Genomic DNA, 25,410 nt, shown 5'->3' with positions numbered 1-25,410 from the left:
GCGAGAACGTTCCCTCCGCGGCGTGCCGGTGCCGAACTCGGTAGGGGCTTTCATTGCAATGATCACTCAGAGGAGAAGGTGAGATGCGCATCGCGCAGGTAGCTCCGTTGACGGAGGCTGTTCCACCCAAGCTGTATGGCGGCACCGAGCGGGTGGTGCACTGGTTGACGGAAGAGTTGGTTGCCCTTGGTCACGACGTGACGCTATTCGCCAGCGGCGACTCGCAGACGTCAGCGAAGCTGGACGCATTATGGCCGCGGGCGCTTCGCCTCGACGGTTCCGTGCGCGATCCCAACGCGCTGCACATGGTGCTCCTGGAGCGCGTGCGGCAAAAATGTGACGACGAGGAGTTCGACTTCCTCCATTTCCATCTCGACTATTATCCGTGGTCGCTGTTCCACCGGCAGCCGACGCCGTTCCTCACCACGCTGCATGGCCGGCTCGATCTGCCGGAGCATCAGCCGGTCTTCAACACCTTCTCCAAGATGCCGGTCATCTCGATCTCGAACGCACAACGGCGGCCGGTGCCGCAGGCGAACTGGGTGACGACGATCCACCATGGCCTGCCGGAGAACCTGCTGACGCCGAAGCCGGCGAAGCAGGAGTATCTCGCCGTGCTCGGCCGCATCGCGCCCGAGAAAGGTGTCGATCGCGCCATCAAGATCGCGATGCATTGCGGCATCCCGCTGAAGATCGCGGCCAAGGTCGACCGTGCCGACCAGGATTATTACGACGAGCTGATCAAGCCGATGATCGTGAACAACCCGTTGGTGGATTTCATCGGCGAGATCGGCGATCACGAGAAGTCCGATTTCCTCAGCGGCGCGCTCGGCCTGCTGTTGCCGATCGACTGGCCGGAACCGTTCGGCCTCGTCATGATCGAAGCCATGGCCTGCGGCACGCCGGTCGTTGCCTTCAACCGCGGCTCGGTGCCGGAGATCATCGACGAGGGCCTCACCGGCTTCGTCGTCGAGGACATCCTCAGCGCCGCCGGCGTCGTCAACCGCCTCGCGCAGCTCGACCGCACCGCCATCCGCAAGCAGTTCGAGAAGCGCTTTACGGCGCGGCGAATGGCGCTGGACTATCTCGCGGCGTATCGCAGCCTAACGGAAGCGCAGGCGCCGCGGATCAAGCTGGTGAGCAGCGCGGAGTAGCGGATGCAATCTCGGCTGTCGTCCCGGCCTGCGTCGGGACGACAGTTGGGTCATTTGGCGCCCGGCTCTCTCAACACGTCATTGCGAGCGTAGCGAAGCAATCCAGAGTCTTTCCGCGGCGGGGTTCTGGATTGCTTCGCTACGCTCGCAATGACGGAGAGAGCGAGCCCCTACTTCACCGCCGCCCGCTTCGGCTCCACGATCTCGAACATCCGCGGGAATTCGTCCATCAGGCCCATCAGCTCGGCGAGCCGCATCGGGTTGCCAGACAGCTTGACCTTCCCCGCAGCGACCGCTTCCGGAAAGCTTGTCAGTTTCGCAATCACCTCATCCAGCGTCGCGCGCGCCAACGTGAAGCTGGCATCGGCATTATCGGCCTGCACGCCTTCCGCGTAGGTCAGCGCGCAATTTTCGAGATTGAGCACAAAGGTCTCGCCGGTATCCGAAAAATTCCAGTTCAGCACGATGTGCTTGCCCTCCGCCTTCGGGCCGTTGAGGCGGATGCCGAGCACGTCCCAGAGCTGTGAGGTGCGCAACGCTGCCAGCGTCTCGCGCGGCATCGGCGGGCGCGGCGGCGTCTTCGGCATGCCCTGGCGCAATTCCTGCGCGCCGAACAGATAGGCGTTGCGCCAGGTCGAGCTCTCGGCGGCATAGCCGAGCTGCTCCAGCGTATCCGCCAACAGCGCACGCGCGGCCGCATTGTCCGGCTCGGCGAAGACGAGATGGCCGAGCGCCTGCGCCACGAAGCGGAATTCGCCCTTGTCAAAGTCCGCGCGCGCCCGCGTCAGGATCGCGTCGGCGCCGCCCATGTAGTCGACGTACTTCTTCCCTGACTCGACCGGCGGCAGCGGATCGAGATTGACCGGATTGGCGTCGTACCAGCCGAGATATTTTTGGTAGATCGCCTTCACGTTGTGGCGGATATGGCCGTAGTAACCGCGGCCGTGCCAGGCGCCCTCCAGGCTCTTCGGCAGCTGGATCGCCTCGGCGATCTCGGCCGCGTTCAGCCCGTGGTTCATCAGGCGGATGGTCTGGTCGTGCGCGAACTTGTAGAGGTCGCGCTGCTCGCGGATCATGGTGTCGATGCGCTCGCGACCCCACACCGGCCAGTGATGCTGGCCGCACATCGCCTCGGCCTTGCCGCCCCACAGATGCAGCGCCTCGTTGAGATATTTCGACCACGCCAGCGCGTCGCGCACGTCGGAGCCGCGGAACGGCAGCAGATTGTGGAAATTATGCGTGCAGTTCTCGGCGAGGTTCAAAAGCTTGTAGCGCGGCAGGAAGAAGTGCATCTCTGCCGGCGCTTCGCTGTTCGGCGCCATCTGGAATTCGAACTCGACGCCGTCGATGACGCGCCTGTCGCCGGTTGCCATGATCAGGTCGGTCGGACGCAATAGCGCCACCGCGCCCGCCGCCATGGTCTTGCCGAGGCCGCAATCGACCTGGCCGCGCACGCCCTTGGCGAGGAATGGCCCGAACTGGTATTGCGCCCGCCGCAGCATCGCCGGTCCCGCGATGATGTTCTCGGAGACGGCGTGCTCCATGAACAGATTTGGCGCGATGATCGGTACCCGGCCGGTCGCGAGCGCATCCTCCTCCAGCACGCCGCGCGCGCCACCCCAGTGATCGGTATGCGTGTGGGTAAAGATCACGGCCGCGACCGGCTTTTGGCCGCGGTGCCTGAAGTAGAGATCAAGCGCGGCGCGCGCACCTTCGATCGACGTCAGGGTATCGACCACGATGACGCCGCTGTCACCCTCGATCAGCGTCATGTTGGCGATATCGAGCCCGCGCACCTGGTAGACGCCAGGAACGGCCTCGAACAGGCCGTGCTGCATGTTGAGCCGCGACTGCCGCCACAGGCTCGGATTGACAGTCGGTGGCGCCTTCTCGTCGGACAGGAAGCCATAAGGCTCGAGGCTCCAGACCGTCCGACCCTGCGGATTCGTAATCTTCGCGTGCTCGATGGTGCCGAGGAAGCCGCGCGCAGCGTCGTCGAAATCCCGCGTGTCGGAAAACGGCAGCGCATTCAGCATCGCCGTTTGCTGCGCAATGACGGACGGCGTTGCGTCCTTCGGCTCGTTGCTGAGTTCGGTCATCTTGTATCCTCCCGGCCTGATGCGCGGCATCTAACCGCATCTCGCGGTCGATTGCCATCGCTGGTGCGGGAGCCACGCGTAGCCCGGACTTCGCTTCGCTTCATCCGGGGCTACGATGTGCCTCTCAATGCATCCCCAGCACCCGCGGCAGCCACAGCGTCAGGTCGGGCCAGTAGGTCACGATGACGAGGAAGCCGAGCATGGTGAGGAGCCACGGCATCACCGCGCCCGCGAGATCCGTGATGCGCATTCGCGCTATCATCGATGCGACGTAGAGGTTCAAGCCGACAGGCGGATGGCAGAGGCCGACCTCCATGTTGACGTCCATGACGATGCCGAAATGGACGAGGTCGATGCCGAGCTTCTTCGCGGCCGGCGCCAGGATTGGCGCCATGATCAGGATGATCGAGTTCGGCTCCATGAAGTTGCCGGCGAGCAGCAGCAGCACGTTGACGACCAGCAGGAAGCCGACCCAGCCGAGATTCTGCGCCGCGATCCAGTCCGCAAGGACCGTCGGCAGGTTCTCGTTGGCGAGCACGAAGGAGAACAGCACTGCGTTGGTGACGATGTAGAGCAGCATCGCGCTGGTGTTGGCGGCGCGCAGCAGCACGCGCGGCACGTCCTTCAGGCCGATCGCCTTGTAGACGAACACCGCAATGATGAAGGAATAGACCGCGGCCATCGCGGCGGCTTCGGTGGCGGTGAACAGGCCGCTATAGATGCCGCCGATGATGATGACGACCAGCATCAGGCCCCAGATGCTCTCGCGGAAGGCGTGGAGGGTCTCGCCCCAGCTCGCCTTCGCCATTCGCGGATAGTCGCGTTTGCGGGCGAGCCACCAGGTGACGATGCAGAGCATGGTGGTCAGCAGCATGCCGGGTAGCAGGCCTGCGACGAACAGCGCGCCGATCGAGGTATTGGTGGAGACCGCATAGACGATCTTCGGGATCGACGGCAGCATCAGGATGCCGAGCGAGCCCGCAACCGTAATGATGCCGGCGCCGAAGCGCATGGGATAGCCGTGACGGACCATCTCGGGCAGCACGATGGCGCCGATCGCGGCCACCGTCGCCACGCTGGAGCCGCAGACCAGCGCGAACATCGCGCAGGCGACGATGCCGGCAAGACCAAGGCCGCCGTGCCAGTGCCCGATCAGCGAGGTCGCGAAATTGATCATGCGCCGCGCCACGCCACCATGGGTGAGGAAATTGCCGGCGAGGATGAAGAACGGGATCGCCATGATCTCAAAACCCTCGATGCCCGTGAAGAGCTTCATCGAGACGGCTTCGATCGGCACCGTGGTCAGCGTAAACAGGAACGTCATCACGGTGAGGCCGAGCGCGATCGAAACCGGGATGCCGGTCAGCATCAGCGCGATCAGCAGCGCGAACACGGTGAAGGCGCGCAGCCAATGTGGCAGCACGATCACGCCAAACTTCTCGGCGAGACACATCGCGAAGATCAGGATCGGCGCCATGATCAGGATCACGCCGAGCGGCGACACTTTTCGCGACGCAGCCTTGGTTGCCGCGCCGGCGGGCTGCGGGTGCAGAGCCGGCGAGACGTCGGCCTCGACGCCCTCGACGTGGGTCTCGTCATGATGCGGCAGATCGCCGGTCCAGTAGTAGGACCAGCAGACCTGGAGGAAGCGGAAGCACATCAGGCCCGAGCCGAGCGGGATCGCCAGGTAGATGAACCACATCGGCGCTTCGAGATCGTTGGACTGCTGGCCGGTCTTGAACATCTCCGAAACAAAGGAGGCGCCGAAGGCGGCGATCATGCCCGTGAACAACGCGCCGCAGAGCAGCGAGAACAGGATGACATGCTTGCGCGAATGTTCGGGCAGGCGATTGACCAGCAGATCGACGCCGACATGGATGCCGGTGCGCACGCCGTAGGCCGCGCCGAACTTCGCCATCCAGATGAACATGTAGATGCAGAGTTCCTGCGCCCAGGACAGATCCAGCTCGGACAGGAAGGTGAACACCGACATCGATAGCGACGCCAGCCAGGTCATGCCGTGCGCGGCGGCCCATCGCGAGAACACGATCGATTCGCCCGCGCCGTAACGGTGCACGACGGCGATGAAGATCAGCCCGGTTGCAGCCGCAATGAGCGTCGCGATCAACCATTCTTCAAGATGGTTGAGCCCCTGGTTCAGCACGCGAAGCAAATCAAAGCCCCCCTGTCGATACGAAACGGTCGGGAGTGCGCACACTCCCGACCGTTGGTATTATTCTCCCGGAAACCGCGTCAGTTCATCTTGACGTCGAGTTCCTTGGCGACGAGATCGAGCACTTCCTGCCCGACCCGGCCCTTGGCCCACGCATAAGTCGGCCGCATCGCTTCCTGCCATGCCTTGCGATCGGCGTCAGTCAGATAATGCAGCTGGGTCTTGCCCGCCTTCTTGATCTCGGCCAGCGCGTCCTCGTTTTCCTGGTGCGCGATCTGGTTGGTGTATTCGGTCGCGTCCGCCATCGCCTTCTCGAGCTGGGTGCGGATATCAGGCGGCAGGCCGGACCAGAACTTTGAATTCACGATGACGGCGTATTGCAGATGCGCGTGATAGGACACGGTGATGTCCTTCTGCACCTCGTAGAACTTCTGCGTCAGATAGTTGGATGCCGTGTTCTCGCAGCCGTCGACGACGCCGGTCTGCAGCGCCTGATAGACTTCCGAGAACGCCATGATTTGCGGGATCGCGCCGAGGATGCGGAAATACTGGTCGGCGATCTTCGATCCGGAGATGCGGAATTTCAGGCCCTTGAAATCCTCCGGCTTCGTCAGCGGACGGCTCGACGACACCATGTGGAAGCCGTTGTCCCAATAGGCGAGACCGCTGATGCCCTTGGCTTCCAGCTTCTGGAACAGCCATTTGCCGACCGTGCCCTTCATCGCGCTGGAATAGGTCGCGTCGTCCTTGAACAGCCAGGGCAGGTCGAGCGCCTCGAATTCCTTGATGCCGAGCGGCGCGAATTTCGCGGTCGAAGGCGCGAGCATCTGCACCGAGCCGAGTTGCAGCGCCTCGATCTCCTCCTTGTCCTTGTAGAGCGAGGAGTTCGGATAGACTTCGATCTTGACCTTGCCGTCGGTGTACTTCTCGGCAAGCTCCTTGAACTTCAGCGCGCCCTTGCCCTTCGGCGTGTCGTTGGCGACGACGTGGCTGAACTTGATGACGATCGGGCTCTGGGCTTGGGCAACCGCAGGGGCCAAAGCGAACGCGGCTGCAGCGACCGCAAAGAGCAGTTTGCGCATGAAGAACCTCCCCAACAACCTCGGAAACCGGGTGCTTTTTTGTTTTACGGTCTCAGTAGTGGCAGCAATCCGTACCCCGAACAACTAGACCTAAGCCCAATTTGCCGCAGCGAAGCTATGCCGCAGGGAAGTTACCTTGAGGCAAGCTATCTTGATGGCGGTCGCATGCGCAACCCGGCGCCCGCGCCCACCCTGGGGAGCGAGCGCTTATGTCGCATCGCCGAAGGAGCATTAACCCTTGCGCTGGGCGACCATGAACAGCCGCCGGAACGGAAACAGCGTCTGCCCCGCGGCGTTCTTCGGATAGGCCTTCGCGACCCGCATCCCATAGGCCTCCTCAAACGCGGCCTTCTCGTCGCCCTCGAGCACGTCGAGATAGCGCGTCAGCCAGGTGCCCTTGGTCCATTCCTTCACGGGATTGTCGCCTTCGAGCACCTGGAGATATTCGGTCTCCCAGATGTCGATGTTTTGCGACAGCGGCGCGAGCACGTCGTGATAGAAGGCCGGACCCTCGACCGGCGGCGGCGTCACGAGATGCTCGACCTTGGACCGCCAGGGCCCGTTCAGCGCGGTCTCGCCGATCAGCACGTGCGACGGCGCCAGAAAGTTGCGCGGCATCTGTACCGCGAGCATGCCGCCGGGCGCGACCTTCTCCATCACCGAGGGGAAGAGTGCCGCATGATTGGGCAGCCAGTGCAGTGCGGCATTGGAATAGACCACGTCATATTGCTTGGCCGGACGCCAATGGCCGAGGTCTTCATGTGACCATTCCACGTCAGGCGCGGCTTTGCGCCCGGCGGCAACCATCTCGGCCGAGCCCTCGACGCCGGTCACCGCAGCAGACGGCCAGCGTTCCTTGATCAGCTTCGTGACATTGCCGGCGCCGGCGCCAAGGTCCGCGACCGTGCGCGGGCCGATATCGGGAATCCGCATCAACAGGTCCACCGCGGGCCGGAGCCGGTGGCCGGAGAATTTCAGATATTGCTGCGGATCCCATACCATCGTTGAAGCCTTTTCTTTTTCGTATTTCCTTCGCGGTCGCCCTTGGTTACCACTGCTCGTCCCCGTCGGGCAAATCGCCGCACCCGGGACAGGCAGGAAACGAACACGAAAAACCAAAGAAACAATCAAGAGAGCGTGTGACCATGGACCTCGGGCTGAAATCGAAAACCGCTGTCGTCACCGGAGCAAGCATCGGCATCGGCCGCGCCATCGCCAAGGGCCTTGCGGCCGAAGGCGTGCGCGTCGTCGGCGTAGCACGGCGCACCGACCTGCTTGCAGAACTTGTGAAGGAGGTCGGCGGCGGGCTGGTCACGCCATTCGAACAGGACGTGATGGCCAGGGACGCAGCCGAGAAGATCGCGGCGTTTGCGCTGAACGAGCTCGGCCATGTCGACATCCTCATCAACAATGCCGGCGGCAGCCGTCCCCTCCCCGTCGATGCGCCCGACAGCAAATGGGATGAAGCGATCGCGCTGAATTTCACCAGCTATCGCCGCATCGCGCATGCGCTGCTGCCGCAGATGATCGAGCGCAAATGGGGTCGCATCGTCAACATCACCGGCAAGTCCGAGCCGGAAGGCCTCAACGCCGCCTTCGCGGCAAAGGCCGCCGTGCACGCCTGGGCCAAGGGCCTGTCACGCGAGATCGGCGAGCACGGCATCACCATCAACTGCATCCCGCCCGGCCGAATCATGAGCGAACAGATCCGCCGCAACTATCCGCCGGATTATCGCGAGCGTTTTGCCGAGGAAGAAATTCCGGTCGGCTATTGGGGTGAGCCGGAAGACCTCGCAGCGCTCGCGGTGTTTCTGGCCTCACCGGTGGCGCGCTACATCACGGGCACGGTGATCCCGGTGGATGGCGGGTTGCGAAGGTATCAGTTCTAGATCTTCGCTCAAGCTACGCGCCCGGTGCGCTCCCTCGCCCCGTTCTTACGGGGAGAGGGTTGGGGTGAGGGGCTGCCTCCGCATTCGCAGGATCGTCTGATGTCATCTGCTGCAACCATGTTCGCGCAATCGTTCTTCCACGGCACGCGTGCCGATCTGAAACCCGGCGATCTGATTGTCGTCGGCTACCAATCCAACTTCACCGACGTCAAGCCGCTGTCCTGGGTCTATTTCGCGGCCACGCTGGATGCGGCGATCTGGGGCGCGGAGCTCGCCGCAGGCACCGCGCCAGGGCGCATTTACGTCGTGGAGCCGACCGGGCCGATCATGGACGATCCGAACGTGACGGATAAGAAGTTTCCCGGCAATCCGACGCTGTCCTATCGCTCCCGCGATCCGCTGCGCGTGATTGCTGAGGTGACACAGTGGCAAGGCCACGCGTCCGAACAGTTACAGCAGATGAAGGACAATATTGCTCGCCTGAAGGCGGAAGGTGGCAACAACATCATCGACTAGGTCGAATCTCACCGCTGGCGGCCTGCTGTTCCCAGCGCATCGCGTCGCCATGCACCTGGGCTGATGCCGGCGAGCTCGGAGAAGACCCGCGTGAAGTGGCTCTGGTTGGCAAAGCCGGACGAAATCGCAACCTCGGACAGCGACAGGCCCCGCGCACTCATCAAGCGCTTGGCGGTTCTCACGCGATGATGCAGAAGCCAGCGATAGGGCGGCAGGCCGGTCGAAGCGCGAAACGCGCGCGAGAAATGGCTGACCGACAGGCCGAGTTCGGCCGCGATGGCCTGTAATGGCAGCTTGCCGCCGAGGTCCGACTCGAGCTTGTCGCGGGCGCGCGCCAGCTGCCATGGCGCAAGCGCACCGCGGCTGATCTCGGCCTTGTGCCGGAAGCCTCCATAGGCCTGCGCGACGTGGGCGGTGAGCCCCAGCATCATGTGATCGATGAAGAGCTGGTTGGCCTCGGCCGGCCGACGCAGCCCCTCGCGCAAGGAGGCGCCGATATGGCGGACGATGGCATCATCGTGCCCGACAAGCCCGCAATCCAGCGCATCGATGCGTCGCGCCCCCGATTGATCGGCGAGACCGTCGAGGGCCGAACGCGGCACGTAGAAATGCAGAGAGTGAAGCGGCTTGTCGATCACATAGCGCGGGTCGGCCTTGAGATCGTAGATGTAAGTCGTACCGGCGTGAACATCCGCCTTCTTGATGTGGCGGCCCTGCTCCCAGAGCTCGCAGTCCGGATAGTCGCGCAGCTTCAGGCTGACGAGATAGGCATCTTCCGCAGCGAACGATCCGGAAAGACCCGGCACAGGATTGTCGTTGCGTGTTTCGGTGACCGCGATCTCGGTACTGCGCAGCGAGCGGGTCATCAACGTGGGCGGCGCCCCCTCCAGGCGGAGGAATTCTCCGAACCGTTCGCCGTAAGCGCCTGTCGTGGTCATCGGATGTCTCTTCTGTGAAGGTTCGCGCGCAGGCCACAGCGCCCTGCCATCTCCAGCACGCTATATCGGCTATCCCCCCATTGCTGTCCACGACCGACGACGTCGCACCCCGACACGCCCTGCCCGCTCGCACAAGCGCGACCGACATCAAAATTTGCCAATCATTTCAGGACGATCCGGTTCGTGCCCGGCCGCCTTGAGGGTGTCGTCGACGGAACCGCGGAGATCACGACTTTTCACAAACGCACGCAAGCCGCGCGCCTGAGGCGTCCGCGGAGCAGGATCAGGCAACGCAGGGCAGCATCAGGAAAGACGCGGAGTTTCGCGCCGCCTAGAACCCGAGAAATCAACGGTGCCGGAGCTCGCGACGCATCGCCTTCGACCCCCGGTCCATCCGTTGATCAAGGATCACCAGACATACCGTTCGGCCCCGCAATGCGGCGGCCGACACCATGATCACGACGTCGCGCATCCAGCGACGCGCCCCCACACGAGTGAAAGTCCATGAGCAAGGCCAGCTTGCGCGAGTCTTCGAGTGAAACCCCCGCCGTGTCTCAGGCGCGGCGCGACGCCGCGCCGGCCGGCGACCGGCCCGCTGCCGATGTCGAGATGGCCCGCGTGCTCGGGACGGTACCGTTTCGCATGGCGTTGGACGCGTCCGGCGCCGGGATCGCGCACTGGAAGCACGATCCGCTGCACGACGTCATCGAGCCGATGAGCCACCACGTCGTCATGGCTTACAACGGCTCGGTCCAGCGCATGGAGCGGCGGTCCGGACGATCTGTCGCGATCGGGACGTTTCGTCCCGGCGTCGTGATCATCATTCCGGAAGGATCGAGCTCGCGGTGGGACATTCCAAGACCCGTCGACGTCGTTCAGCTCTATCTTCCACAGACAACGCTGAAGCGTGTTGCGGACGAGGCCGAAGCCGGATCGCTGGCCGATCTTCTGGAGCGAACCGCGCATCCAGATCCCGTGACGTCCCGCCTGCTTCTGAGTGCGGCGGATGTCCTGGAAGGCAACGAGGCGCTGGACACGCTGTTCAGGCAGCAACTCATGGATTTGCTGGCGACGCGCCTTCTCGCCGCGCACAGCGGCTCGTCGAACATGGTCGCGCCGGCCAGGGGTGGCTTGGCGCCGAAGACGCTGCTTCGCGCGATCGAACGCCTGCGTTCGGACAGCGATGACGACGTCTCGCTCGCGGCTCTTGCTGCCGAGGCCGGCCTGTCGCGCTTTCACTTCTGCCGCGCATTCAAGGACAGCACGGGGCTTTCCCCTCATGCCTGGCTGCGCCAGCACCGGCTCGAGCAGGCCATGAACATGCTGCGCGATACCGACGCGTCCGTCGTCTCGGTCGCGGCCACGCTCGGCTACTCCTCGCAGACCGCCTTTGCCGCCGCGTTTCGAAAGTTGACCGGGGAATCGCCGAGCGATTGGCGGCGGCGCGCGCGTTAGCAGCAATCGCGCTGCAATCGCGTCAATCGCGCTGGGGCATCGGCACATGCCGTTCGCTAGGAATCATGGTGCCCCAACCACTGAAACGGAAACGACAAATGCCCTTGATCAATTCTGTCAGCCGGCTCGCGACCACCTCGCGGCGAAAAATTCTCGCAACAACGCTCATGTACGCGGCTTCGGTGACTGTCCGCTCCACCTCGGCAGCAGGCGGCGACATCAAGATCGCGGCTCTCTCGACCGGGAAGAATGAGGTTACGACCTCCGTCACCACCAGCGACGGCGTGAATATCTTCTACAAGGACTGGGGGCCGAAGTCCGCACAACCCATCGTCTTCCATCACGGCTGGCCGCTCAGCGCCGACGACTGGGATGCCCAGATGCTCTTCTTCCTCGGCAAGGGCTTTCGCGTGATCGCGCATGATCGCCGCGGCCATGGCCGCTCGAGCCAGGTCAGCGACGGGCATGACATGGATCATTATGCGGCCGACGTCGCAGCCCTCGCCGAGCATCTCGATCTTCGCAACGCCATTCACGTCGGCCACTCCACAGGCGGCGGCGAGGCAACGCGCTACGTCGCGCGTCACGGCCGGGATCGCGTGGCCAAGCTGGTGCTGATCGGCGCCGTGCCGCCTTTGATGCTGAAGACCGAGTCCAATCCCGGCGGATTGCCGCTTGAAGTCTTCGATGGCTTGCGCCGGCAGCTCGCCGCCAACAGGTCGCAGTTCTATCTCGAATTCGCGAGCGGACCTTTCTATGGCTACAATCGTCCGGGCGCCGAGCCGTCGCAGGCCGCGATCTGGAACTGGTGGCGTCAAGGCATGATGGGCAGCAGCAAGGCCCATTACGACGGCATCAAGGCCTTCTCCGAGACCGACTTCACCGAAGATCTGAAAGCCGTCACCGTGCCGACGCTGGTCCTGCACGGCAGCGACGACCAGATCGTCCCCGTTACCGACTCGGCACCGCTGTCGGCCCGCCTTCTGAAGCACGGCACCCTGAAGATCTACGACCTGCTGCCGCACGGCGTCTGCACGACCCATCCCGACATCGTCAACGCCGACCTGCTCAAGTTCGTGACGGCTTAACCCGCACTTTCATCGCAATCAGTTCAACCAAGGAACAATCGACATGCGTATCGTCATCATTGGCGCCGGCTTCGCCGGCATGTATGCCGCCCTGTCCGCGGCCCGCCTGCGCGACATCCAGGGTGTCTCGCCCGAAAAGCTCGAGATCGCGCTCGTTGCGCCCGAGCCGACGCTGGTGGTTCGCCCGCGGCTCTACGAACCGAAGCCCGAAACCCTGACGGCACCGTTACAACACGTGCTGAAAGCGATCGACGTTGATTATGTCCAGGGCAGCGCCGAGGCGATCGATGCCAAGTCGAAAGTCGTCGAGATCGCTGCTACCCAAGGCACCAGGAAGAAGCTGTCCTATGACCGGCTGGTCGTCGCCACTGGCAGCCGCTTGTTTCGCCTGAACGTTCCGGGCCTTGCCGAGCACGGCTTTAGCGTCGACCAGCTCGATGACGCCATCGCGCTCGATCGCCACCTGCACCAACTCTCGGGCCGCCCGGCCTCGAAGGCCCGCAATACCGTCGTCGTCGCAGGCGGCGGATTCACCGGGATCGAGGCCGCAACCGAGGTGCCATCGCGCCTGCGCGCGATTCTCGGCAAAGACGCCCCCTTGCGCGTGATCATTGTCGACCGCAACGAGGCGATCGCCCCCGACATGGGCGCAGGCCCCCGCCCCATTATCCAGGAGGCGCTGCGCAAGCTCGGCGTCGAGACCAGGCTCGGTGTCGGCGTCGCCTCGCTCGACAAGTCCGGCGTCACGCTCTCCAGCGGCGAGCATATCGCATGCGAAACCGTGATCTGGGCCGCCGGCATCCGCGCTGCTCCGCTGACAGCGCAGATCCCCGCCGAGCGCGACCAATTCGGCCGGCTGCTGGTCGACCGAGATCTTCGCGTGCCGAAGGTCGATGGCGTCTTCGCCACCGGCGATGCGGCACGGGCCGCGTGTGACGACAACGGCAACTACGCACTGATGTCGTGTCAGCATGCGACGCGGATGGGCGCCTTCGCCGGCAATAATGCCGCCGCCGAGCTGCTGGGCGTTTCGACCAGGCCTTATCACCAGAAGGCCTACGTCACCTGCCTCGACCTCGGCGAAGCCGGCGCGGTGTTCACCCGCGGCTGGGAGCGCACGGTCGAGATGGTCGGCGACGTCGCCAAGAAGACCAAGCAGGAAATCAACACGGTCTGGATCTATCCGCCCAAAGCCGAGCGCGCGGCAGCCCTCGCCTCGGCCGATCCCGAACGCGTCACTGCTCTCTAAGCACCTTACCACCCGCGACCTTCAACAGGAGACCAACATGAACTTGCAAAGCGCTTCCATGACATCGAAACCCGAAGAGCTTGTCCCGTCGCGCTACGCGGTGCGTATCGGCGAGATTGACGTGCTGGTGGTCAGCGACGGCGTGCTGCCGCTCCCGACCACCATGCTGGCGCACAACGCCGCCCCGGCCGATCGGGCAGCCTGGCTGAACAACATGTTCCTGCCGCCGGACGCGTTCGACTGGGCGCTGAATGCGGTGGTGGTGCGAAGCGGCGACAAGACCATCCTCATCGACGCCGGACTGGGGTCCGACCCGGAATTGCACTTGCCGCGGGCCGGGCAGTTGATCAAGCGACTGGAGGCCGCCGGGATCGATCTTGCGTCCGTGACCGATTTGGTGCTGACCCACATGCACATGGACCACGTCGGCGGGCTGCTCGTCGACGGCGTGAAGGAGAGGCTGCGCAAGGACCTGCGCATCCACGTGGCGGCTGCCGAGCTCAAGTTCTGGGAGGCGCCCGATTTCACCCACACCAACATGCCGCAGGGATTCCCGGATGCGCTTCGCGCCGCCGCCAAGCGGTTCGCGAAGGAGTACAGTAGTCAGATCCGGCCGTTCGACGACGAGCACGAGGTTGCGCCTGGTGTCATCGTCCGTCGCACCGGCGGTCACACCCCCGGACACAGCGTGGTTCGCGTGGCGTCCGGCGGCGATGCGCTGACATTCGCTGGAGACGCCGTGTTTGCGGTCGGGTTTGAACAGCCCGAGTGGCACAACGGCTTCGAGCATGATCCCGAAGAGGCGGCGCGCGTTCGTATCCGTCTGTTGCGCGAGCTTGCGAAGACCGGCGAGCTGTTGGTGGCCACGCATATGCCGTTCCCGTCCGTCGGCCATGTCGCGGTCGCCGGCGATGCCTTCCGCTGGGTGCCGGTGTTCTGGGACTATTGACGGCTATTGAACGAGACCGAGCTGGGGCGCGTGCTCATGGGAGACGTGAGCGCGCGCTCCCTCAATTTAGCAGTTCGATTCACGGGAGCCGGGCCAGCCGCAACGCTCCTGGCTCGGCCCGGGTTCGGCGCTGACGGCACGTTTTCCATTTTGGCCCGCAGCAGCGTGGTCAATGTCAGGCTGCCACCGGCAGAGGTAACGAAGACACCAATGTTTTGTGGCCTCACGGTCTTGAGCAATTCCCAGGTAAACCGCGAAGGCGTCATCTAGTGCGGCGCACCGCCCCACATTGGGCGATCGTCGGACACCTTAATGTTTGGGCCGCGCAAGCTTCCTCCAATTCATCAGCTGTCAGTGTGTCCTATTGGGCGAGCGCGCCGCGTTGCTCCCATGGTCCCGGATTGAGAACCGCGCCGTTGACCTTGCCGGCGGCGTCGCGAATGAAGGTGATCCGCGTATGATCGCCGCTCTCGACATGGAATTCATCCTTCGAAAGGAACGCCACGGGCATCGGCTCACCCTTGTCGAAATCGAGGATCGACCAGCCGCCCGTGGCTTCAACGACAAGCTTGCCGTCCGTGACACGGACTTGAAGCGCGACACTGTGCGAGGGGACCGCCTCCCGGGCAAAGGCTATCACGATCGGATCGTTCTGCCGCTCGCGGATGATCTTGAGCTTGATGGTGGCGTTGACCGGACCTGAAATCCGACGAAAGGCCGCCTCCAAGGTCAGGCCCTTGATCGACTTGTCGTTGATCGCTGTGATGAGATCTCCCGCCATGACGCCTGCTTTCGCGGCAGGGCCGGTCTCGGCCAATTTGATCACCCTGAGGCCATCGGTGCCCGCGATAACGGACTCAAGACCGGTCCAACCATTGCCGTCGGCGACCGAGGTCTGCCTGTCCAGCGAACTTGCAGACCCGCCGAAAACGTAGCGTCCGACATATTCGGCGAGCGCGCCGGCATTTCCTTGCCCGGAGGCAACCGGCGCCGGCGCTTCAGGCACATTCAGCGCCGCATAGGGTAGGCGACGGATGGCGTCGAAATAGAAGCCGTTCTCACTGTGCTCGCTCCGCTGCATCATCATGATCAGGACCAGCTTCTGTGCCGGATCGATCGAGAAGAACGTGCCCCAGCTTCCCTGCCAGTTGAAGCTTCCGACTGCGCCCGGAATGTAGCTGAAATCGGGGCTGGTGCGGACTGCGAAACCGAGCCCCCAGCCCGTACCGAAGGCCGGACCGACTTCATGCCCCGCAATGTACATTTTGGGTGGCAGCGAATTCGTCGTCATCAGCCTGACCGTTTCGGGCTTCAAGATACGCACGCCGTCAAGCTCGCCGCCGTTGAGCAGCATCTGGCAGAAGCGCAGAAAATCAGGAACCGTGGAGACGATGCCTCCGCCGCCCGAGAAGAACGTCTGCGGCTTGCTGACGTCGCTATTCGCGAAAGGGGGTTGGGGCTGCGGCCCCGGCACGGCGACGAGACGGGCAAGCTTGTCCTGCGGTACCGAGAAGCCGCTATCGACCATATGCAGCGGCGCGAAGAGGCGGCTTTGCAGAAACTGATCGAAGGGCTGTCCCGACACGACTTCAATGACGCGGCCGAGCACGTCGTAGCCGATGGCATATTCCCAGACTTCGCCCGGCTGGTGCAGAAGCGGCAGGGCGCCGAGGCTCGCGACGAAGTCCGCGATAGGCTTGTCGCGCCGGAACGGCGCCCTGGCGCCGTACAGTACGTGAATCGCGGCATTCTCAAATCCGGGATCGGCGTAGTCCGGCGAAGCATAAACGAGGCCGGACGTATTGCGCAGCAGGTCCCGGATCGTCATCGCACGCTTCGCCGGTTCAAAAATATTCCGCGCAACATCCGAGAGGATCGGATCCCCGGTGACCGGATCCTTTTTGACGACCTGCATATCCCTGAGCTCCGGCAGATACTGGGCCACGGGAGCATCAAGGTCGAGCTTGCCTTCATCGACCAGTATCATGGTGGCGACGCTGGTGATTTGCTTGGACATCGATCCGATGCGAAAGATCGAATCCGGCCGCATCGGCATTTTCTTGTCGTGGTCCTCGAAGCCGGTGGCTTGCAAATAGGCGAGCTTGCCGCCCCGAGCGATCCCCACGACAAAACCGGAAGGATCGCCTTTTTCGCTCTGCGCTTCGAACCAGGAGGTCATGCGCGCCAGCCGCCGCGCCGAAAAACCGAGACTGTCCGGGTCACCGACGGTCTGCAAATCGTCGGCAAGCGCCGCCCCTGCCGGACAGAGTGTAAGCGCCGCCAGCGCGGCCAATAGAACGACAAACCGCTGATTTCGCATGGGGAACCCCGTTGGCGCAGCTACTGCGAGGAAGGATCGCCATCAGTCTGTCGAATGTTTTCGATTGCTTCTCGCCGATTCCTGCAAACCGGCTGGCCGATTCCTCAACTCGACTGGCCGATCTTCAATCGATCGCTTTACCGGGGCCGCATTTCCCGCCATGGCGAGGCGGCGAAATTCAGTTGGGGTTAAATTTGTCGCGGCCTTGAAGGCGCGGTTGAACGGCCCGATCGACTGGAAACCTGTGTCCATGGCAATTGTCAGCACCGGGACTTCTACTTGTTCGGGGTCGACCAGCGCCGCCTTAGCTTCCCCGATCCGGTAATGATTGAGAAACGCATTGAAATTGCGGTAGCCGAGGCCCTCATTGATGAGCTGCCGCAACCGGTAGTCCGGCACGCCCAACTCGGCTGATAGCAATCCAATCGTCAATCGCTCACGCCGGTAGATACGCTCGACGGTCATCAGCTGTTCCAACCGGCGCAAGAGAGCCGGTTCAATCGTGGCAGGCTTGCTCTGATCGTCAGACGCCTTGGCTGGCGCGCCGAAGCGGACATTTGTCGCGGGCAGCAGGATTGAACCTCCTCGCGTCCCCGCTTCTAGCAGATTCCATGCGCTCAAGCCGACCAACACGAACAGAGCGAAGGCGTTGGCGACGCTAGCCAAGGAAAAAGTGGGAGTCGAGGGCTGCTGCAAGAAGCTCAAGTAAGAGTTGAGAACGATTTGGGCCGACGCCCCTATCAATACGACCAGCCGGAGCCCACGCCGGCCCTGCATCAGGTCCGCCGGCCAGGTGACAAGCGCCTGCGCTACCGCCAACAACGTTAGGCCGAGAGAGGTGAACGACAGCGTGCGTTCGATCGCAAGCTCGAGCGCGGCCGATCGTGTGACGCCGCTGGCGTCCAGCCATTGCGCGACGGCGACGGCCGCCCACAAGACGCCATGCCAGGGCCGCGGCACGAAATCGTCATCGAAGGCGGCACGCGCCCATAGCCAGAACACGACACAGTTCGCGCTGGACAATGCCAACAGCAACAGGCCCCACCACGCAAACGGCCGCGGGAATGTCGGCGTCGAGCAGATCATCGAAGCCGCGGCGCCGATCGCGAGCGCGGCTCCCAGCAACGCGGCAGTGCTGTCACGGCGATCGCGCAGCGCCAGGGCTGCGATCAGCAGGCACAATGCGACGACGGCGCCCCGTAACCCCAGATCGATCGACATCAAACCGGCGGTGTCCACGACCGGAAATACTCCGAATGCCATTGTTGACGCCAAGCCGCGTAGGTTCGCTCAGACGCCCTTGACGTAGCCGATGCGACTCGGCGGATGATTTCGAAGCGGCGACGAACTGGAGGTGCTGCGCCTCAAACCAAGAGGTAATGTGTTCCGACCGCCGCGCCGAAAAGCCGAGACTGTTCGAATTGCCGACGGTCTGCAAACCGTCGGCAAGCGCCACACCCGCCAGACACACCGTCCGCCGCTATGCATGATGACCAGACGATTTTCACTGGGGTACCCTTCAGACGATCCTAAACCAGAATAGTCGGAGTGAAGAGCTCGGACCTGGCTCAGAACCTGAGGTGTAAAACTAGCCCCACGCTCACTTCGCCGCAATGGTCACTTCCGGTTTTGGCCCTTCGGCGAAGTGGCGGCGTCGCTCCACGAGGTCCGCTTATTGAGGCATGGCGGACAAGATTTGCTCAGGTTGAATTCTTCGCATTTTGACCCAAAGCGGCCACTGGTTCCGGCGCCTCTATTCACATGGTCGAAGATCGATAGCCTTCGTTAACGGCTAAAGATGCAATGTGGTTTCAACCGGAGGTTACAAGGCTTTTTGTCATGACGCGGTTGCGTCATCGCATGACCGCCGCGAGTGCCGGGACTGATGATGCACGGTCATGGGAATTCTTCTAATGAAGAAACGGTCAACTCTGTTGGTGGCTGCCCCCCGATCATGGCAGATCGCGAGATCAGGTCTGTGCGGTGTGGCGGGACTACTGCTCGTGTCCTGTGGTGAAACCCCTCCAGCGCCGTTTGACCAAGGAAAGGGAAGCTACTGGAGCACGGACATGTCTCTGGTGAAGGTCTGGTACGAGCGTGCCGATCCCGCGAACAGCGCCGATCGTCCGCCCGACTTCGTGATCCCGCGCGCGTATATCCAGCTTGCCTTGCCGAATGAGTGGCCGACGCCGCGGATTGTACCTGACGAGGTGCGGCACGTGACAACACTTGTCCTGTTCCTAGCTCACGATACCGGCGAGGCCTTGCCGGTATGGGCAACCAAAGGTCATGACTCGAGCAATGTGGTGTATAAGATTGATAGAAGGTTATACACATACTTCAACGTCAACGTCAGCCCGACAAATCGAGAGCTGAACAGATTTGACAGGCCGCCTCCGCGATCTGGAGCATGGACGCCGGGCACACCCGTTGACGATGATGGATATGTGCGGGTGGATTCGCCAAATGGCCTGTACAGCATATCCACGTGCGAGAAAGAGTGGAAGCCCAACCCGGTACAGTTCTGCGGCTACCGTGCTCGACTGACGCCAAAGATATATATCCGCGCATGGTTTTCGGATTACCGCGCGAGGGGTGGCCTTCCTTACGCGGAGCGGGTTCTTTCAGTGATCAAAGCGACGATCTGTAAATACAATAACTGCACGCAATAAATTGCGAGATTGCAAATGACAGCGCTGCTCACCCAAGACGAAATCAACAAACTTGCAAGCCTGATCGGTACGGATTGACCCACCGCCGATCGCACCGGATCCCGTGGCCTTGCGCTCACCACCCTTGGCAGGCCGTGATGCAACACGCTTGCGATAGATGTCTGGTTCTGGCCCATCGCGACATTTGCGGCGATTGCACAAAGGCGGTCGGTATCGGGACGAACCGGACATCGGCGACGGTTTATGAATGCGCGCTCCAAATGCTCTGCACTCACCTTCAATCCAGTCAGACGATGCGCTCTCGCCGCAGCGACAGACTATCTCACAGGTAATATCAGGTCAGGAAGCAGCCCGCGCGACCAGGACTTTCAACCACGACAGACGCTTGATCCTCTGAATCTGGCTTCGCGTCAGGCCGGTATCGAGCTTGGGTGAGTGTTCGCCTCCGGAAACGATCAGCGTCAATTCCCCGAGCAGATTGGTCTTGACCGTGGCCTTCCGGTATTTGACGTCGACGTCTTCGTCCGCGGCGCCCAGATCGAGTCCATTACACTCGATCTTTTTTTACGCGCATCGTATGAGGCGTTTTCCACCATTTGTCGGGTTCGGTTGCGGCGCCTGGCTGCGCGGAGAGCGAAAAGTCGTAGTTGCAGAAGATGCCGTCGGCGGGGCCGATCGTTCTGGCATAGTCCCGATCTTGTGCCTGAGCTGAAGCGACCGACAACGCAGCCAGAGCACATCCGAGCAGTGCAATCCGTGAAAGCATCATCCAGTCCTGTTGGCGCGGATATTCTATCTGTTATTGAGGCGGTATAGCAGCGGCCTTGAAAGGCGTTGGTGTGTCGTTACGGCCCCTTGGCCCTCTGGTCGAACGCGCTGAGCACGGCGAGCGTCATCGCGGTAACGCCGGTCTGGATGGTCGGCTTCGGCACCGGGGCGAACAGCGGGGAATGGTTGCCGGGAAGCGGCGTTCCGCTCTTGTTGGCTGCCGCCCACGCATCCCGGTCATACACGCCGATATTGAACATCATCAACGGCACGCCGGACCCGCCGAATTCGGAGAAATCCTCGCTCGTGGTGTTCGCCGGCGACAGGCTCGCCTTCTCGCCAAACGCCGGCTTCAGCGCCTTCTCGGCGGTCGCGACCAAAGCGGGATCGTTGACGACCGCCTTGATGCCTTCGGTGATGATGATTTCCGGTGCCGGTGCGTTCGCCATGGCGGCGACAGCCTTAGCGGTCCGTTCGATCCCATCGAACATTTTGGCGCGCACCTCCGGCTTGAAGGTTCTGATCGTGCCGCGCAACACCGCCTCGTCGGGAATGATGTTGCCGGCGGTGCCGGCATGGAACGAGCCGATGGAGATGATGCCGACCTCAGTCGGATCCTTTTCACGGCTGATGACGCTCTGCACGTCGACCACAAAACGCGACGCCATCATCACGGGATCGATGGTCACCTGTGGCACCGCGCCATGGCCGCCGCGCCCCTTGAACCTGATGAAGAGGTCATCGGCACTGGAAGAGCCGGCCCCGACCCGGTACCTGACATAGCCGTAGGGAAAGGGCCCGTCATGCAGGGCGAAGCCGGCATCCGGCTTGGGAAAGCGGATGAACAGGCCGTCGCTCAGCATGGCTATCGCACCGGCGCCGACTTCCTCGGCGGGCTGGGCAATGAACATCAGCGTGCCCTTCCACCGGTCCTTCATCTCGACCAGCGTCTTCGCCGTCCCGATCCAGCTCGCCATGTGGATGTCGTGGCCGCAGCTGTGGGCGACAAAGGTTTCGCGTCCCTGCCAATTGGTCTTGTCGTGACTTGCATAGGGAAGGCCGGTCTTCTCCTCCATCGGCAGCGCGTCAAGCTCGGTGCGGACCATGATGGTCGGACCGTCGCCATTCCTGTAGAGCGCAACCAGCCCGGTCCTGCCGACCTTCTCCGTCACCTCGAAGCCGGCCGCGCGCATCTCGGCGGCGAGTTTTGCGGCGGTCTTCTCCTCCTGGAAGGCGAGCTCGGGATGAGCGTGAATGTCCTTGTAGAGCGCATCGAGCTTTGGATAGTCGCGCTCGAAGGACGCCTCGATCAATTGCTTCAGGCCTGCAACGTCGAGCTCGGCCCGCGCCGGTGGCGCGAGCAGGCCGACCAGGGCGAACGCGACGAGCAAGGGCTTTGCAAACTGCATGGGTCCGACCTCCCCTTGTTTTTCTCTCGCCCAGAATATCGCGATGCGCCGCAGATGTCGCCTTGAAGAGCTCGAGATCGGCGAACACGGCATGATCCGGCGGGGCCGGATCATGAGCCGGTCGATCCTTTCGGTGGTGTCATCTAACAGTTTCAATTTCCACGAGCTATCCAGATGTGTCGGCTCGCCCTGCAGCATCGGCTCACGGCCATCAACGGAATCGACTGCGCATTTTGCAGATCATGGCGTCTTCATCTGAGCTCGGCTTCTCGTTGGGGGATTCCATGGCTTGACGGAGAGAGTGAGCTAAAGGGCACCCTTGATCCAAATCAATAGAGACCCGCAATCCAGATGTTTTGGAAAGGGAACCGCCGGCCTGGAAAGACTATAGCCCGAGCGAAACGGCAGGGAGGCTTGGCATGTTCACATTCCGAACCTCGATCACGCTGGCGGTGATGACGTTCGTCGTCGCACTCGCAGCGCTGCTGATTGCGATACAAGCCCGCTCGCTGCGCGCGGCGACGCATGAGGCCGCGTCGGCATTTATGGACTCCGCCAGCACCAAGTCGTTGGGTCGTCTGCAGGGCGAACTGAACGCCATCGCGTCGCTGGTCAATGTGTTGGCGACCAGTTCGAGCGTGGCCGATTCCAACGAAAGGTCAGAGACGGGCCCGGCCATCCCATTGTTCAAGGCGGCCTTGCTGGAAATGCCGCAGATGGACAGCATCTATGCCGCCTTCGACAACGGTGCATGGCTGCAAGTGAGGCGGACCGGCGATCTCAGCGAAGACCAGCGCGACAGGCTGCGGGCGCCGGCGAGCGCCGACGTTGCGATCAGCCTGATCCGCCCGAGGCCGGGCGGCGATCTGCCGATGCGCCGTATCTTTCAGGACCGACAGGGCAACGACGTCGGCGAGATCGACCTGTGGAAGTACGGATATGACGCCCGCAAACGCTCCTGGTACTGGCAGACGCTGCGGTCGGACCGGCCATATGTTTCGGCGCCCTATCTGTCGTTCAGCATCGACGCGCCGGTGATCACCGTCAGCGCGCCGTTGCGAGGCAAGGTGCCGGGCGTGATCGCCGCCGATCTCAAGCTCGACACCTTCAGCACGTTCGTGCAGGCGCAACGGCCGGGCCAGCATGGCACGGTTATGATCTTCGACCAGGCGGGCTCGCTGATCGCGCATCCCGAGTTTGCGGGGCTGGTCGAAAGCGCGATGACGCATCCGTCGCAATCGCAATTGCCGAGCATCGACGAGATCAATTCCGGAATGGTGGCCTCTGTTGTTCGACGGTCGCATAACCTCGACCACAATGAGGGCCTCGTTCGCGATGAGAACGGACAAGGCTATCTGTTCAGGTTGACGAAATTCACCCTCGGCGAAAGATACAGCGGCAGCATCCTGCTGCTGGCTGCCGAGGATGACTTCGTCCAGAATGTCCGGCGACTCCAGTTCACCGGGTTGATCCTCGCGATCGTCGTCGGTGCGGGCTTCGTGCCGCTGGTCTGGATGTTCGGCAGCACGATGTCTCACACGCTGAAACGCATCACGGCGCAGGCGCACCAGCTTCAGACGCTGGCCGAACCCAGCCTGGCGCCTGTCACATCGTATATTCGCGAGATTCACGAACTGGGCAGCACCGTCAATCTGGCGCAGCGAGCGATATGGTCGTTCGCGCATTTCGTTCCCAGGGAGATTGTCCGCGGGCTCATCGACAATTCCATCTCCACCACGCTCGGTAGCATCAAACAGGAGATCACGCTGATCTTCACCGACGTCCAGGGCTTTACGACGATCGCAGAGGCAGCCGATCCGGATATGTTGATGCGGCAGACGTCGCGGTATTTCTCCGTGATGACGGAGGCGTTTCTCGCCGAGGGCGGCACGGTCGACAAGTTCATCGGCGACGCTGTCATGGTGTTCTGGAACGCCCCCCATCGACAACCCGACCATGTCGCGCGTGCGTGCCGGGCGGCGCTTGCGGCCAAGGCGGCGGGCGAGCGGCTAAACGTCGAATTCGAGGCCGAAGGTCTGACGCCCTTCATCACACGGTTCGGCATCCATGTCGGGGAAGCCGTGGTCGGCAATGTAGGATCGACCGAGCGCATGAACTACACCGCTCTCGGGAACACGGTCAATCTTGCCGCGCGCCTGGAAGGCCTGAACAAGCAGGTCGGAACGTCCGTCCTCGCAAGCGAGGACGTCTACTTGCGCGTTCACGATCAATTCGAGTTCAGGGCTTTCGATGCGGTCGTTGCCAAAGGAATGACAAAGGAAACCCGCATTTTCGAACTCGTCGGAGCATCGACATGAAGTGGGCTGGGTCCTTGCGTGGGTTCTTCGTCGTACCGCTCATTCTTCTTTCCTCGATCGCTCATGCCGCCGACGACACCATCAAGGTCGGCATTCTGCACTCCCTGTCCGGCACCATGGCCGTCAGCGAATCCGTGCTGAAGGACACGGTTCTGATGATGATCGCGGACCAGAACAAGAAGGGCGGCTTGCTCGGCAGGAAGCTGGAACCGGTCGTCGCCGACCCTGCTTCAGACTGGGACGCATTCACTGACAAGGCCCGCGAGTTGCTCGCGAACGAGAAGGTCGCGGTCGTCTTTGGCTGCTGGACCTCAGCTTCCCGAAAAGCCGTCATTCCGGTGTTCGAGCGATTGAACGGCCTGCTTTTCTATCCGGTTCAGCACGAAGGCGAGGAAAGCTCGCGCAATGTCTTCTACACCGGCGCGACGCCGAGCCAGCAGGCAATTCCGGCTGTTCGCTATTTGATGAGCAAGGAGGGAGGCGATATTCGCCGCTGGGTCCTGCTCGGAACCGAGAACGTCTATCCGCGCATAACCAACCAGATCCTCGGCGCATACCTCGCCGCCGCAGGCGTGAATGCCGAGGACATCATCACGATCTATGCGCCGCTCGGCCATTCCGACTGGCGCGAGACCGTCGAGAGGATCAAGGTCTTCGGCTCCCAGGAAAAGAAGACCGCCGTGATTTCGACGATCAGCGGAGATGCCAACGGCCATCTGTACAGCGAATTGGCGACCCAGCAGGTCGAGGCCCGCAACATTCCTGTCATGGGACTCTCCGTCAGCGCGCGCGAGTTGCGAGGCGTGGAAGTTAGCCGGCTTGTCGGGCACATGGCGGCGCGGAGTTACTTCCAGTCGGTCGCGACGCCGGAGAACGATGCGTTCGTCAAGATGTGGGGCGACTTTACCGAACAGCGCGACACCATCACCAACGACCCGATGGAGGCGACCTTCATCGGCTTCCGGATGTGGGCGCAGGCTGTCACCCAGGCCGGTACACCAGACGCGAATGCGGTCCGTCAGGCCATGTATGGACAGAGGATCAAGGCGCCGAGCGGTTTTGAGGTGGTGATGAATACCAATCATCATCTTTCCAAGCCGGCGATGATCGGCAAGCTCAATCCGGATGGCAGATTCGACGTGGTTTGGCGTTCGATCAACCCGATCAAGGCTTCGGTCTGGAGCAGATACATTCCCGAGAGCGCAAAACTTACCGCCGACTGGACATTTCCCTGGGTGTGCGGCGGGTGCGTCGAGCCGACGTTCAAGGAATGGTGAAAGAGCTCGTACGGCCCGAATGTTCGCTGTGGATCTTGGTCGTGTAAAAACGCC

At 62.5% G+C, this 25,410-nt stretch carries 19 protein-coding genes and 1 pseudogene; 10 read left to right on the top strand and 10 right to left on the bottom strand.

Going from position 1 to position 25,410, the window contains the following annotated elements; translation table 11 throughout:
• Positions 1-83: 83 nt before the first annotated feature.
• Positions 84-1,154: a glycosyltransferase family 4 protein gene (locus tag FXB40_RS28610; protein ID WP_148775461.1), complete on the top strand. Its 1,071-nt coding sequence runs from the start codon at positions 84-86 to the stop codon at positions 1,152-1,154.
• 170 nt (positions 1,155-1,324) lie between these two features.
• Here the strand turns inward: FXB40_RS28610 and FXB40_RS28605 are convergent, their stop codons facing one another.
• From FXB40_RS28605 to FXB40_RS28590, 5 genes and pseudogenes are all read right to left on the bottom strand, one after another.
• Complete coding sequence (locus FXB40_RS28605) at positions 1,325-3,253, bottom strand: alkyl/aryl-sulfatase (protein WP_148775460.1); 1,929 nt, start codon at positions 3,251-3,253, stop codon at positions 1,325-1,327.
• 124 nt (positions 3,254-3,377) lie between these two features.
• Positions 3,378-4,661 (bottom strand): TRAP transporter large permease, encoded by a 1,284-nt coding sequence (locus FXB40_RS50175; protein ID WP_347339785.1) that lies wholly within the window; start codon positions 4,659-4,661, stop codon positions 3,378-3,380.
• Between the two features lie 237 nt (positions 4,662-4,898).
• Positions 4,899-5,246, bottom strand: a pseudogene (locus FXB40_RS50170) (TRAP transporter small permease); the annotation flags it as partial.
• 260 nt (positions 5,247-5,506) lie between these two features.
• Positions 5,507-6,508, bottom strand: coding sequence for a DctP family TRAP transporter solute-binding subunit (locus FXB40_RS28595; RefSeq protein WP_148775459.1), 1,002 nt, complete (start codon positions 6,506-6,508; stop codon positions 5,507-5,509).
• A gap of 231 nt (positions 6,509-6,739) precedes the next feature.
• Positions 6,740-7,510 carry a methyltransferase domain-containing protein gene (locus tag FXB40_RS28590; protein ID WP_148775458.1) on the bottom strand — a complete coding sequence of 257 codons (771 nt, stop codon included), beginning with the start codon at positions 7,508-7,510 and terminating at the stop codon, positions 6,740-6,742.
• 143 nt (positions 7,511-7,653) lie between these two features.
• On the opposite strand from FXB40_RS28590, the gene FXB40_RS28585 reads away from it, so the two are divergent.
• Positions 7,654-8,397, top strand: a complete 744-nt coding sequence (locus FXB40_RS28585) for an SDR family NAD(P)-dependent oxidoreductase (RefSeq protein WP_148775486.1) — start codon at positions 7,654-7,656, stop codon at positions 8,395-8,397.
• A gap of 99 nt (positions 8,398-8,496) precedes the next feature.
• Positions 8,497-8,913, top strand: a complete 417-nt coding sequence (gene arr / locus FXB40_RS28580; protein ID WP_148775457.1) for an NAD(+)--rifampin ADP-ribosyltransferase — start codon at positions 8,497-8,499, stop codon at positions 8,911-8,913.
• Positions 8,914-8,921: 8 nt separating this feature from the next.
• On the opposite strand, the gene FXB40_RS28575 is transcribed toward arr, so the two are convergent.
• Entirely contained in the window at positions 8,922-9,851 is a 930-nt protein-coding gene (locus FXB40_RS28575; protein WP_148775456.1) for a helix-turn-helix domain-containing protein, read from the bottom strand.
• 504 nt (positions 9,852-10,355) lie between these two features.
• On the opposite strand from FXB40_RS28575, the gene FXB40_RS28570 reads away from it, so the two are divergent.
• The 4 genes from FXB40_RS28570 to FXB40_RS28555 all read left to right on the top strand — a co-directional run bounded on the left by FXB40_RS28570 (position 10,356) and on the right by FXB40_RS28555 (position 14,592).
• Complete coding sequence (locus FXB40_RS28570; protein WP_148775455.1) at positions 10,356-11,306, top strand: helix-turn-helix domain-containing protein; 951 nt, start codon at positions 10,356-10,358, stop codon at positions 11,304-11,306.
• A gap of 98 nt (positions 11,307-11,404) precedes the next feature.
• Positions 11,405-12,394, top strand: coding sequence for an alpha/beta fold hydrolase (locus FXB40_RS28565; RefSeq protein ID WP_187437206.1), 990 nt, complete (start codon positions 11,405-11,407; stop codon positions 12,392-12,394).
• A 43-nt stretch (positions 12,395-12,437) separates the two neighbouring features.
• Entirely contained in the window at positions 12,438-13,643 is a 1,206-nt protein-coding gene (locus FXB40_RS28560; protein ID WP_148775454.1) for an NAD(P)/FAD-dependent oxidoreductase, read from the top strand.
• A 37-nt stretch (positions 13,644-13,680) separates the two neighbouring features.
• Positions 13,681-14,592, top strand: coding sequence for an MBL fold metallo-hydrolase (locus FXB40_RS28555; protein WP_148775453.1), 912 nt, complete (start codon positions 13,681-13,683; stop codon positions 14,590-14,592).
• Positions 14,593-14,953: 361 nt separating this feature from the next.
• Here the strand turns inward: FXB40_RS28555 and FXB40_RS28550 are convergent, their stop codons facing one another.
• Together FXB40_RS28550 and FXB40_RS28545 are read right to left on the bottom strand one after the other, a co-directional pair.
• On the bottom strand, positions 14,954-16,912 hold the full coding sequence (locus FXB40_RS28550) for a serine hydrolase domain-containing protein (RefSeq protein ID WP_148775452.1): 1,959 nt from the start codon (positions 16,910-16,912) through the stop codon (positions 14,954-14,956).
• Positions 16,913-16,954: 42 nt separating this feature from the next.
• Complete coding sequence (locus FXB40_RS28545; RefSeq protein WP_148775451.1) at positions 16,955-18,151, bottom strand: AraC family transcriptional regulator; 1,197 nt, start codon at positions 18,149-18,151, stop codon at positions 16,955-16,957.
• Between the two features lie 830 nt (positions 18,152-18,981).
• On the opposite strand from FXB40_RS28545, the gene FXB40_RS28540 reads away from it, so the two are divergent.
• A complete protein-coding gene (locus tag FXB40_RS28540) occupies positions 18,982-19,584 on the top strand; it encodes a hypothetical protein (RefSeq protein WP_148775450.1) in 603 nt (200 codons plus the stop codon).
• Between the two features lie 547 nt (positions 19,585-20,131).
• Here FXB40_RS28540 and FXB40_RS28535 read toward each other — a convergent pair.
• On the bottom strand, positions 20,132-20,350 hold the full coding sequence (locus FXB40_RS28535; protein ID WP_148775449.1) for a hypothetical protein: 219 nt from the start codon (positions 20,348-20,350) through the stop codon (positions 20,132-20,134).
• Between the two features lie 79 nt (positions 20,351-20,429).
• Positions 20,430-21,761 (bottom strand): amidohydrolase, encoded by a 1,332-nt coding sequence (locus FXB40_RS28530; RefSeq protein ID WP_148775448.1) that lies wholly within the window; start codon positions 21,759-21,761, stop codon positions 20,430-20,432.
• Positions 21,762-22,180: 419 nt separating this feature from the next.
• Here FXB40_RS28530 and FXB40_RS28525 point away from each other — a divergent pair, with 419 nt between their 5' ends.
• On the top strand, positions 22,181-24,079 hold the full coding sequence (locus FXB40_RS28525) for an adenylate/guanylate cyclase domain-containing protein (protein ID WP_148775447.1): 1,899 nt from the start codon (positions 22,181-22,183) through the stop codon (positions 24,077-24,079).
• Complete coding sequence (locus FXB40_RS28520) at positions 24,076-25,356, top strand: ABC transporter substrate-binding protein (RefSeq protein WP_148775446.1); 1,281 nt, start codon at positions 24,076-24,078, stop codon at positions 25,354-25,356. The genes FXB40_RS28525 and FXB40_RS28520 overlap by 4 nt, the downstream gene beginning before the upstream one ends.
• The last annotated feature ends 54 nt before the right edge of the window (positions 25,357-25,410 follow it).

Origin of the sequence: Bradyrhizobium rifense (assembly GCF_008123425.1) — a bacterium.
Taxonomy (GTDB): Bacteria; Pseudomonadota; Alphaproteobacteria; order Rhizobiales; family Xanthobacteraceae; genus Bradyrhizobium; species Bradyrhizobium rifense.
The sequence above is the reverse complement of the archived record's forward strand: the minus strand, read 5'-3'. Positions and strand labels throughout refer to the sequence as shown.